General features: G+C 67.1%; 12 protein-coding genes. 1 reads left to right on the forward strand and 11 read right to left on the reverse strand.

Features of this window, described 5'->3' with window-relative positions:
• The 10 genes from ACOJSF_RS04595 to ACOJSF_RS04640 all read right to left on the reverse strand — a co-directional run.
• A partial coding sequence (locus tag ACOJSF_RS04595) for an ABC transporter permease (protein WP_420141052.1) occupies positions 1-565 on the reverse strand: 565 nt, incomplete at its 3' end.
• A gap of 31 nt (positions 566-596) precedes the next feature.
• Positions 597-1,916 (reverse strand): proline--tRNA ligase, encoded by a 1,320-nt coding sequence (proS, locus tag ACOJSF_RS04600; RefSeq protein WP_420141053.1) that lies wholly within the window; start codon positions 1,914-1,916, stop codon positions 597-599.
• Positions 1,917-2,030: 114 nt separating this feature from the next.
• Positions 2,031-4,604 (reverse strand): type I DNA topoisomerase, encoded by a 2,574-nt coding sequence (topA, locus tag ACOJSF_RS04605; protein WP_420141054.1) that lies wholly within the window; start codon positions 4,602-4,604, stop codon positions 2,031-2,033.
• Positions 4,605-4,773: 169 nt separating this feature from the next.
• A complete protein-coding gene (gene dprA / locus ACOJSF_RS04610; RefSeq protein ID WP_420141063.1) occupies positions 4,774-5,877 on the reverse strand; it encodes a DNA-processing protein DprA in 1,104 nt (367 codons plus the stop codon).
• A complete protein-coding gene (plsY, locus tag ACOJSF_RS04615) occupies positions 5,870-6,466 on the reverse strand; it encodes a glycerol-3-phosphate 1-O-acyltransferase PlsY (RefSeq protein WP_420141055.1) in 597 nt (198 codons plus the stop codon). The genes dprA and plsY overlap by 8 nt, the downstream gene beginning before the upstream one ends.
• Before the next feature lie 398 nt (positions 6,467-6,864).
• Positions 6,865-7,047 (reverse strand): CsbD family protein, encoded by a 183-nt coding sequence (locus ACOJSF_RS04620; protein WP_420141056.1) that lies wholly within the window; start codon positions 7,045-7,047, stop codon positions 6,865-6,867.
• Between the two features lie 486 nt (positions 7,048-7,533).
• Positions 7,534-7,959, reverse strand: a complete 426-nt coding sequence (locus ACOJSF_RS04625; protein ID WP_420141057.1) for an ExbD/TolR family protein — start codon at positions 7,957-7,959, stop codon at positions 7,534-7,536.
• A gap of 24 nt (positions 7,960-7,983) precedes the next feature.
• Positions 7,984-8,469, reverse strand: coding sequence for an ExbD/TolR family protein (locus ACOJSF_RS04630; protein WP_420141058.1), 486 nt, complete (start codon positions 8,467-8,469; stop codon positions 7,984-7,986).
• A 91-nt stretch (positions 8,470-8,560) separates the two neighbouring features.
• Positions 8,561-9,328 carry a MotA/TolQ/ExbB proton channel family protein gene (locus ACOJSF_RS04635; RefSeq protein WP_420141059.1) on the reverse strand — a complete coding sequence of 256 codons (768 nt, stop codon included), beginning with the start codon at positions 9,326-9,328 and terminating at the stop codon, positions 8,561-8,563.
• Positions 9,329-9,401: 73 nt separating this feature from the next.
• Positions 9,402-10,058, reverse strand: coding sequence for an energy transducer TonB (locus tag ACOJSF_RS04640; protein WP_420141060.1), 657 nt, complete (start codon positions 10,056-10,058; stop codon positions 9,402-9,404).
• 241 nt (positions 10,059-10,299) lie between these two features.
• Here ACOJSF_RS04640 and ACOJSF_RS04645 point away from each other — a divergent pair, with 241 nt between their 5' ends.
• Positions 10,300-11,142, forward strand: a complete 843-nt coding sequence (locus ACOJSF_RS04645) for a hypothetical protein (protein WP_420141061.1) — start codon at positions 10,300-10,302, stop codon at positions 11,140-11,142.
• A 3-nt stretch (positions 11,143-11,145) separates the two neighbouring features.
• Here the strand turns inward: ACOJSF_RS04645 and ACOJSF_RS04650 are convergent.
• Positions 11,146-11,579: SDR family oxidoreductase (locus ACOJSF_RS04650; RefSeq protein ID WP_420141062.1), on the reverse strand; the 434-nt coding region annotated here is incomplete at its 5' end.

Here is an 11,579-nt window from a genome sequence, read left to right on the forward strand (position 1 = left end):
CGAACGGGGTCGACTGGCCCTCCGGACTGATCAGGCTGATCTGCCCGCCGATGTCCGCGCCCAGCGCTTCGGCCAGACGCGCGCCGATCGCGACATTGTTCGATCCGGGCGTGACCTCAGCGATTTTGCCCGCGACGAGGTTGCCCGCGACCTCGGGTCCGCGGATCGCCTCCATCGTCATGCCCCGCAGCAGCACGCCTTCGACGCGGCCGGCGGTCGATCCCATCAGCGGCTGTTCGATCAGCGGCGTCGCCTGCGTGACGCCGGGCGTCGCTTTGGCGAGCGCCTGGATCCGCCGCCAGTCGTTCAGGCGGCCGTCATAGCCCTGGATCACGGCATGGCCGTTGAGCGCGGTAATCTTGTCGAACAGCTCCGCGCGGAAGCCGTTCATCACGCTGGTCACGATCACCAAGGCCGCGACGCCCAGCATCACGCCCATCAGCGAGAAGCCCGCGACCACCGCGATGATCCCCTCGCCCTTGCCCGGCCAGAGGTAACGCCGCGCGACGACGCGCTCGTAGCGGGTCAGCATGCCGGCGCGCTCGTGCGCCTGGGCGCGAGACATGGGCCCCTGCCTGCGCAGGAGCGACGGGGTGTCACTTGCCCGCCACCTTCGCCACCGCGTCGGCGGGCGCAAGTTCGACCCGCTCGCCAGTCGCGCGGCGCTTGAGTTCGACCACGCCCTTTTCCAGCCCCTTGGGACCGATCACGATCTGCCAGGGCAGCCCGATCAGATCCATCGTCGCAAACTTGGCCCCACCGCGCTCGTCGCGGTCGTCGTACAGCACCTCGATGCCCGCCGCCTGCAACTGCGCGTAAAGCTCGTCCGCCGCCTGGGTGCAGGCCGCATCGTCGGCGCGCATGTTGATCAGCCCGACCGCGTAAGGCGCGATCGCCTCGGGCCAGATGATGCCCTTGTCGTCGTGGCTCGCCTCGATGATCGCGCCCATCAGGCGGCTGACCCCGATGCCATAGCTACCCATGTGCGGCACGACCTCGCCGCCGTCCTGCCCCTGGATCTTGAGACCCATCGGCGCTGAATATTTGGTCCCGAAGTAGAAGATGTGCCCCACCTCGACCCCGCGCGACAGGCGGAGCTGGTCGCCCGCCTCGGCCTCGCGGCCCGCGTCGCGCTTCTCGTCGGTCGCGGCATAGTCGGCGGTGTAGCCCGACACGACACCCTGCAGGCCATCCACGTCCTCGAAATCGACCGAGGACAGTTCAGCCGGTTTTTCCCAATTCGCATGGTAGAAGACGTCGCTCTCGCCGGTCGGCGCGAGCACGATGAATTCGTGGGACAGATCGCCGCCGATCGGGCCGGTGTCCGCCTGCATCGGGATGGCGCGCAGCCCCATCCGCGCGAAGGTGTTGAGGTACGCCACGAACATCCGGTTATAACTGTGGCGCGCGCTGACCTCGTCCTGGTCGAACGTATAGGCGTCCTTCTTCAGTAATTCGCGCCCGCGCATCACGCCGAAGCGCGGGCGCACCTCGTCGCGGAACTTCCACTGGATGTGGTAGAGCGTGCGCGGCAGATCGCGATAGGACTTGGCCGCGTCGCGGAAGATGGCGGTGACCATCTCCTCATTGGTCGGCCCGTACAGCATCTCGCGCTCGTGCCGGTCGGTGATGCGCAGCATTTCGGGGCCATAAGCGTCGTAGCGCCCCGACTGACGCCACAGATCGGCCGCCTGGAGCGTCGGCATCAACAGCTCGATCGCGCCCGAACGATCCTGCTCCTCGCGCACGATCTGCTCGATCTTCTTGAGCACGCGGAGGCCGAGCGGCAGCCAGGCATAGATCCCCGCCGCCTGCTGGCGGACGAGGCCGGCGCGCAGCATCAGCTTGTGGCTGACGATCTGCGCGTCAGCCGGCGATTCCTTCATCACGGGCAAGAAATAGCGGGATAGGCGCATGGGGCTCCGGTCTGGTTGTTCGCGCCGCTGCTTAGGCGCGGAGCGGCAAGAGGGCAACGCGCCAGCGCCGCCCTCCCGCGCCCGTCATCGCGCCACCGCGTGGATGCGTGCCGTTCAGGCCTTCTTCGCTTTCGTCGTCTTCGCCGCCGCCTTGGGCTTGGCGGCGGCCTTGCGCGCGGGCTTTTTCTTGCCCTTGGCTGGCCCCTTTGCCGCGCGCTCCTCCAGCAGAACCAGCGCCTGTTCGATCGTCAGCGCCGCCGGATCGGTGCCCTTGGGCAAGGTGGCGTTGGTTTCGCCGTCGGTCACGTAGGGGCCGAAGCGCCCTTCCATCACCTTGACGGGCTTTCCGGTGACCGGGCTATCGGCGAATTGCTGGATCGGCTCGCGGGTCGCGCCGCGCGCGCGCGCGCCACCATTGGCCGCGTCAGCCAGCTTCGCCACCGCCGCGTTCATGCCCGTTTCGAACACTTCGGCGGTCGACTGGAGCCGGGCATATTTGCCGTCATGCGCCAGATACGGCCCATAGCGGCCAATGCTGGCGGTGATCGGCTTGCCGGTTTCGGGGTGCAGGCCAACCTCGCGCGGCAGCGACAGCAGCCTGACCGCCCAGTCGAGATCGAGTTCCCCGATATCCTTGGGGATGGACGCCCGTTTCGCCTCTTTGCCCTCGCCCGCCTGGATGTACGGTCCGAACCGCCCCGAACGACGCGTGATCGTCTCTCCGCTCGTGGGATCGACGCCGAGCTCGGTCGGGCCGGCATCGGCCTCCTGCCCCTCGCCGCCCGGCTGTCCGAAGCGGCGCGTGAACTTGCAGTCGGGATAGTTGGAGCAGGCGACGAACGCGCCGAACTTGCCCCCGCGCAGCGCGAGCTTGCCCGTGCCGCACGCCGGGCAGGCACGCGGATCCGATCCGTCGCCCTTGTCTGGGAACAGATAGGGCGCGAGGAATTCGTCGAGCGCGGCGGTGATGTCGCTCGGCTTCTGCTCCATCACCTCGGCGGTCTTGGGCTTGAAATCACGCCAGAACGCCTCAAGCACCGCCTGCCACTGCGCGCGGCCGCCCGACACGTCGTCCAGCTCCTCCTCCAGCCCGGCGGTGAAGTCGTACGAGACGTAGCGTTCGAAGAAGCGCTCGAGGAAGCTGGTCAGCAGCCGTCCGCTCTCCTGCGGAATGAAGCGGTTTTTCTCCAGCACGACATAGTCGCGGTCCTTCAGCGTCTGGAGCGTCGCGGCGTAGGTCGACGGGCGCCCGATGCCGAGCTCCTCCATCTTCTTCACCAGGCTGGCTTCCGAGTAGCGCGGGGGCGGCTGGGTGAAGTGCTGCTCGGCCGCGACGCCCCTCTTCGCGGGCGCATCGCCCTCGTGCATGCGCGGCAGGCGGCGCGTATCCTCGTCCTCGGCGCCCTCGGCGGACTTGCCCGAACCGGTGCCCGGCGCGTCGTCGCGCCCTTCTTCGTACAGCGCGAGATAGCCGGGGAAGAGTACCACCTGCCCGGTCGCGCGCAGCGCATGCTGGCCGGTGCCATCGGTCAGTTCGACCGTGGTCCGCTCCAGCCGCGCGCTCGCCATCTGGCTCGCCAGCGCGCGCTTCCACACCAGCTCGTACAGGCGCGCATGGTCGCCCGCGCCGACCCGGTCGCGCCCGAAATCGGTCGGGCGGATCGCTTCGTGCGCTTCCTGCGCGTTCTTGGCCTTGGTTGTGTACTGACGCGGCTGATCGGGGACGTAGCCTGCGTCGTAGCGGTCGGCGACCGCCTTGCGCGCGGCGGAGATGGCGCTGCCATCCATCTGCACGCCATCCGTCCGCATATAGGTGATCGCGCCCTGCTCGTAGAGGTCCTGCGCAACCCGCATCGTGTGGCTGGCGGAGAAGCCGAGCTTGCGTGCCGCCTCCTGCTGCAGGGTGGAGGTGGTGAAGGGCGGCGGCGGATTGCGCGTGAACGGCTTGGTCTCGACGCTGGCAACCGAGAAGCGCCCGGCCTCCACATCGGCCTTGGCTGCCTCGGCATCGCCGGCATTGCCGATCGTGAGACGGTCGATCTTGCCGCCCTTCCACCTCACGAGCCGCGCGGAGAACGGCACGCCGTCATGCTCCATCGCCGCGATTACCGACCAATATTCCTGCGCGCGGAACAATTCGATCTCGCGCTCGCGATCGACGACGAGCCGCAGCGCGACCGATTGGACGCGGCCGGCCGACTTGGCGCCCGGCAGCTTGCGCCACAGCACCGGCGACAGCGTGAACCCGACCAGATAGTCGAGCGCGCGGCGCGCGCGGTAAGCGTCGATCAGGTCCTCATCCAGCGCGCGCGGGTGTGCCATCGCCTCCAGCACCGCCGGCTTGGTGATCGCGTTGAAGGTCACGCGCTGGACATCGCCCGGCAGCGCCTTGCGCTTGCGCAGCACCTCCTGGACGTGCCAGCTGATCGCCTCGCCCTCGCGATCGGGGTCGGTCGCCAGGATCAGCGTGTCCGCGCCCTTCGCCTCGTCGGCGATCGCCTTCAGCTGCTTGGTCTTGTCCGCATAGGGCTCCCACTCCATCGCGAAGCCCTGATCGGGATCGACCGACCCATCCTTGGCCGGAAGGTCACGGACATGGCCGTAGGAGGCGAGCACGCGGTGACCCGGCCCCAGATATTTCTCGATGGTTTTGGCCTTGGCGGGGGATTCGACGACGACGAGCTTCATGGGATGGTGCGATGTCCTTCACGTACGTGCGCGAGGGTGGCGATGCCGCGCCCCCGCCGTCAAGCCGGGTCGTCACCAGAGCGCAATGCCTCTCCAGGCAGCGGCGACGCCCTGGCCGATCGAACCCTGGCCTGATCCAGCGCAGATATAAGGCGGCCTCCGGTTGACACTAGGCTAGCGCGACGCGTCCCCCGGCATGGCGCTCCAGCCGACCGGCCAGTTCGAGTTCCAGCAACACGAGCTGGACCGCCGAAGCGGGGAGGCCGGACAGCCGCACCATCTCGTCGATCGGGACCGGCGACGGCCCAAGCAACGCGACCAGGGCTCGTCGCTCGTTTTCGCCGGCCGCTGTCTGATCGGCAAGCTCGGCCTGATACGGCGCTCGCGGCGCGGCGAGACGATCCGCACCGAACGGACGCAGGCTGTCGATCACGTCGCTGGCCGACTGGATCAGCGTGGCCCCGTCGCGGATGAGCTTGTTGCAGCCTTGTGCGCGCGGGTCGAGCGGCGATCCCGGCACCGCCATTACCTCGCGCCCGGACTCGGCCGCCAGACGCGCGGTGATGAGCGAACCCGATTTGGGTGCTGCCTCGATCACGACCGTGCCTGCGGTGCAGCCCGCGATAATTCGGTTGCGGTAGGGAAAGTGACGTGCACGGGGCTCGGTCCCCGGTGGTTGCTCGGCGAGCAGCAGGCCCTTTTCGGCGATGGCGCGCTGGAGTGCGTCATTCTCGGGCGGGTAGACGATGTCGATCCCGCCGGCGATCACCCCGATCGTTCCCGTCGCGAGCGCGCCGTGATGCGCCGCCGTGTCGATCCCGCGTGCGAGGCCGGACGCGACGGCGATTCCGGCCTCGCCAAGTTCGTGGGCCAGTTGGCGCGCGAAGCGGATCGCGGCGGCCGAGGCGTTGCGCGCGCCGACGATTGCTACCGGACGCCCCTCGGTCAGGGCCGAGTCACCCATCGCGGTGAGCACGGGTGGCGCGTTTTCGAGTTCGGCAAGCAGCGGCGGATAGTCGGCCGCGCCGAGGTGGAGATAGCGCGCGCCGATCCGGGAGATCCACGCCTGCTCGCATTCTATATCCGCTACTGGCGCCAGCGGTGGCGGCGCGCCCCCGCCGCGCCTGGCAAGATCGGGAATGGCGCGTAGTGCGGCCTCGGCGGTTCCGAATCGGGCGAGGAGTTGACGATAGGTGACGGGTCCGATCGATCGCGTGCGGCATAGCCGAATACGCGCGAAGGCCTCCGCGTCGGTCAGCGCCGGATCAGCCAGCCTTGGCTCCGATGCGGGATTCAGTGCCCGACAACAGCCGTTCGATATTGTCGCGATGCCGCCACAGGACGATCAGCGCCAGCGCAAGAAACAGGATCGTGAGATCCGCCCGGAAAAAGAATGCCGACAGCACCGGGCTGGCAATCGCGGCGGTCATGCCGCCCACAGATGAGTAACGCGTCGCAAAGGTCGCGGCCAGCCACAACACGAGCGCGATCAATCCGGTGGGCCAATGCAGTGCGAGCACGATCCCGAGAAAGGTCGCGACGCCCTTGCCGCCGCGGAAACGGAGCCAAACCGGGAAGACGTGCCCGAAGAAGGCGCCGATCGCCGCCAATGCCCCGCTCCCGGGGAGCAGGCTTTCCCCGAGCAGCACCGCCGCCGCGCCCTTGCCCGCATCGAGCAGCAAAGTGAACGCCGCCAGCCCGCGACGCCCGGTGCGCAGCACGTTGGTCGCGCCGATATTGCCCGATCCGATCTGGCGCGGGTCCGCCGCGCCGGCGGCGCGCGTCACGATAATTCCAAAAGGAATCGATCCTAGCAGGTAGCCACCAGCCAGGATCAGCGCCGGGATCAGCCAGCTATCCACGAAGTCCCCTCACGATCGCGGGGATAGGCGATCGACCGGGAAATGCCAATTGATCTCGATCATAAACCAGCCCCACTCCATGTGAGGCCGATGGGCCCAACCGTTCTTGCGGACATGAGTGACGGCAAGAAGACGCCACTTCGGCGGCGTAGCGATCGCTGTGACCAATCTGATTTGGCTCAGCGCTTCCTTCGCAGGCCAGGCGCGGTATGGAGCAAGCCGATGTCGCGGGCGGTGGCTCGCGGCGTCAGACCTGCCCTGCGGTCAACCAGCCAAGTCGATCCTGTTCGCTCTCGGAGCCGTTCGCCAGGCCTACATGACTGACCGAGCGGTTTGACGGCATGATCCCGGCAACCGGTAGCGCATTTGGGCCGCTCCGGGAGCCGGGATGCTCTTGCTCAAATCTTGTCGCCGAGCGCGCCCTTTACCTCGCCGCGCGCCTTCTGAAGATCGCCAACAGCCTCCTGCGCGTCGCCTTCCGCACGGATGTCGGGGCGATCGGCGGCGTCACCCAGCGCGCGCTTCACCTTGCCCATCGCTTCATTGCCGGCTCCCTTGAGCTTGTCGGTCAACTCGCCCATGTCATTCTCCTTCGATGCAGCCCTGATCGGGCTCCACGAATCAGCGAACGAGGGGTTGGCCGGTTCCGCGCCCGTCGGACCCGCGCGACAAACCGCCCCGCTCCATCCACGAGACGCGTTGATAGCACGCCGGGAAGAGTCATCGAGGCCAGTTGCTAGACGCGTTATAGCCGAAGGAATTCATAATGGATGGGCCGGGTAAGCGCGGTGGTCCGGTGTCGCCTCATCAAGCCACCGTATCGGAAGCCTGGGCGCATCGTGGTGCGGCGGGTACGGTGGCCGGTCTACCCCACCCCGATGCTCTCCGAGCGATCGACCGGCGAACGGCAAGGGGGAATGTCTAATAGGCCGTTCGCAGAGCCATCCGTATGTCGACTGCGCTAAGGAGCGCTCCCACCAAGGGCAGACACACGCCTGCGATACAGACACTCCAAACGAAAAGGGCGGACCTTTCGGCCCGCCCTTCCCATTTGTCTGCAGATCGGATCAGAGCCCCGCGTAGGCCTCGTTACCGATGAAGCCCATCTTCGTGACATGGGCCCGCTTGGTCACCGCCAGCACCTGATCGACGCGCTCGTAACGCGCCTGGGGATCGGGCCGCAGATGAAGTTCGGGGACCGGGTTCATCGTCTGCGTCTGATCGAGATACTGGCGCAGCACGGTGAGGTCGATCGGCGAGCCGTTCCACGTCACGTCGTTGTTCGGCAGAACACGGACTTCGTTCTTCACCGGCTGGATCGGCGGCGGCGTGTTCTCGTTGCTGTTCTGCGGCAGATCGAGCTTCACCGCGTGCGTCTGCACCGGGATCGTGATGATGAACATGATGAGCAGCACCAGCATGACGTCGATCAGCGGCGTCGTGTTGATGTCCATCATCGGCTCGCCTTCGGCGGAGCCTGCACTCATGGCCATGGCGTTACTCCTCCTTGCGCCGGATCAGAAACGCGGCGCGCGATATGCGCCGGGTTCGGGCTGCGAGATGAAGCCGACGCGGGCGAAGCCGGCGCGGGCAACGTTGGTCATCGCGCCACCGACGCAACGCCAGGGCGTATCGATGTCCGCGCGGACGTGGACCTCGGGCAGTTCCAGGCCGGGCGCCGTCGGGCCGCCCTGCTTGTCGATCTCGAGCTTGAGCTTGTCGACCGAACGCTGGAGCAGTTCCTCCGCATTGACGCGCGTCTGGCCCCAATAGACCTCGCAGGCGCCCGTGGGAGCGGCACGGACCGACAGAACGACGTTCTCGGGCTTGCTGGTCGTCGGTTCGAACACGACCTTCGGCAGGCGGACGGGAACGGTCTGGATCACGACCGGCACGGTGATCAGGAAGATGATCAGGAGCACCAACATGACGTCGACGAGCGGCGTCGTATTGATGTCCGACATCGGGGCGTCGTCTTCGGCGGGGCCGGCACTCATCGCCATGGAGCGGATATCCTATGTCTTGTTCACGATGGATGCCGGCAGGCACCCGATCGGGAAAGCAGCGGGCGGGGTTGCCCCCGCCCGCAGTCCATTACGCCTTCGGGTTGATCGCGGCCGAACCCGTCTTCAGCGGCGGGGTCGGGGCAGCGGCCTTCGCGGTCAGCTGCGGCTTCAGCGCGCCGTTCGAGACGAGGTAGCCATGCACGTCGGTCGAGAAGTTGCTGAGCTGCTCAGCGATCATCTTGTTGCGACGGATCAGCCAGTTGTAACCGAGCACCGCGGGAACCGCGACGACCAGGCCGATGGCGGTCATGATGAGCGCCTCACCGACCGGGCCAGCGACGGCGTCGATCGAGGCCTGACCGGCGGCGCCGATCTTCACGAGCGCGCGGTAGATGCCGATAACGGTGCCGAGCAGACCGACGAACGGCGCGGTCGAACCGACGGTGGCGAGCACGGCGAGACCCGAACCGAGCTTCGAGTTGATCGCCGCCTGGCTACGGGCGAGCGAACCACCGAGCCACTCATGCTGGTCGACCGGGTCGATCAGCTTGGTGTGCTCGTCCTGCGCACGAAGGCTGTCGTCGACGATCTGGCGGTAGGCCGAGTTGCGCTCCAGCTTGTTGGCGCCTTCCTTGAGGGTCGGCGTGCCCCAGAACGAGGTACGGACGCGGCGCGCCTGGTTCAGGATCTTCTGCTGCTCGAGCAGCTTCGAAATCGTGATGTACCACGAAGCGGCCGACATGATCACCAGGATGATGAAGATCGTCCACGCGATGGTGCCGCCCTGCTCGAGCGCGGCCATCAGGCCATACGGGTTGGATTCAGGCGCAGCAGCACCAGGAGCGGGAGTGGTCATGGTCTGAAAAGTCCTTCCTAAAGGCTTAAACAAACCGCCGGCGCACGCCCCTGTGCGCCGGCGGATATCTGGATCAATTTTCCGGCAGCACCCAGCGGACGGGCAAGGTTGCCTTCGACGCGATCGGCGCGCCCGACTGGTCCTTGGCCGGCGTGTAGCGAACGCGACGGATCGCGATGCGGCACGTGGTGTCGTCCAGGTCGCTATTGCCACTCGACGACGTGACGACGCAGTTGGTCACACGTCCGTCGGTGCCGATGGTCAGCTCAGCCACCACGCGGCCCTGCGCCTCGGCGCGCAGCGCCGCGGGAGGATAGCTGTCGGGACCGAAATACTGGCCAGGGTTACCACGTGCGGTCGCGGCCTGCGAAACCACCGGCGCCGGCGGCGGCGGAGGAGCGGGCGGCGCGGTCGGCGTGATGACCGGCGGCGGGGTTGCAACGGTGGTGATCGGCGGCGGCGCGATGGTCGGCGTCACCACGATCGGCGGAGGAGCAACCACGGGCGGCGGCTCGAACTTCTGTTCGGGCGGCGGGGGCGGCGGCTCCTGCTCCGGGGGCGGCGGCTCTTCCTGGACGTCGACGACCTTCAGGTCCTCGGCGGCCTTCTTGATGACGTTGTACGCCAGCCCGGTGATGAAGGCGTATCCGATAAGGGCATGGAGAAGAACCACCAGCCCGATCGAAACCACCTTACGCGTGCTCATCGTCGGTTGATCAGCGTAGGCCATTAAGGAACGTAACTCCCTCTTTTCCGATCGGCACGCTCAGAGGCTCGCTAACGAGGTCCCCCGAAAATCCCGAGAACACGAAATGAAATTGCGCTTCACTTCGCGATGCGGTGTATTCCTATCGCGCCGAACTACGAGACGCAAATCCTTTGTGATCGTGCGTTGCAACACGAGAAATCTCGGCTTCCGCCCGCGATCGCCGACGCTTGAACAGTTCGCGCGGCTCATGCGACAGAGCGGCATGCGCCATTTTCCCCGCCCCCCGCTGCTCGCCGCCCTCCTGGTCGCCCTGGCCGCGCCGAACATCATGGCTGCTCCGCCGGTCGTCCCGATCAGCCTGGACGGCCGACCGATCAACTACGACTATGTCGAGCTGGCCGAGATGGCGCTCGCCGCGCCGCTCGCGATCGCGGCGGAGATCGACCGCGCGATAGCGCTGAAGGGTGCGCAGGCCGAAGGCGTGGCCAGCGGGAACACGCGTTACTATGTCGAAGCAAACGTGACCGGCCTGATCCGCGGCCAGACGGCGGTGCCGCCCCGCATCTCCTATTTGATCGACCTGCCTACTCCCACCGGCCGCAAGCCGAAGCTGAAGGGGCTGCCCGTGCTGCTCCTCGCGTCGCAGGCGGGGGGGCCGAGCGAATTGCGGCTGATCGGGCCACGCGCACAAGTTCCGCGCACGCCGGAGAACGAAAGCCGCCTGCGCGCGATCCTCACGGCGTCGGTCGCGGCCGACGCGCCGCCTGTCATCACGGGCATCACGCGCGCGTTCCACGTGCCGGGATCGCTGCCCGGCGAGAGCGAGACCCAGATCTTCCTCAGCACCGCCGACAATCGCCCGGTGTCCCTGAACGTGCTGCGGCGTCCGGGAGAGGAACCGCGCTGGGCGGTCGCGCTAACCGAACTGGTCGATGCCAGCGCCGAACCGCCCCAGCGCGACACACTATTGTGGTACCGACTCGCCTGCGCGCTGCCGCCCGCCATTCCAGCACGCGCGACGATCGGCCTCTCCGATTCGGAGGAAACGGCGATTCGCAACGATTACAAGGTCGTGCTGGACGGGCTGGGCCCCTGCAAACGCTGATGATCAGTCGGACGCAAGGTGGACGAAATCGCGGCGAAAGCTTTCCATCGCCGCGCCGCCGTCCACATACAGGGTCTGTCCGGTGACTGCGTCGGCCCCGGCGAGATAGACGACCGCGTCCGCTACATCCGCCGGATCGGGCAGACGTCCGAGCGGCATCATCGCGGTCAGCGCGGGTAAGTGCCCCGCCGCATAATCTGGGCCGGGGAGGGTGAGCCCCGGCGCGACCGCATTGACCCGCATCGGCGCGAAAGCGCGCGCCAGAACCTTTGTCGACGCCCCCAGCGCCAGTTTGGAAGCGGTATAGGCTGCCTGATCGATCGGCGGGTTCACGATTCGCTGATCGATCAAATTCACCACGGCGCGCGTTCCGGCCGCTGCCGCCGCGCGCGTCAGCATCAGGGGCGTGACGAAATTGACGGCGAGATGGCGGTCGA

It is taken from the genome of Sphingomonas sp., from assembly GCF_048594985.1.
In the GTDB taxonomy this organism is placed as follows: domain Bacteria; phylum Pseudomonadota; class Alphaproteobacteria; order Sphingomonadales; family Sphingomonadaceae; genus Sphingomonas_I.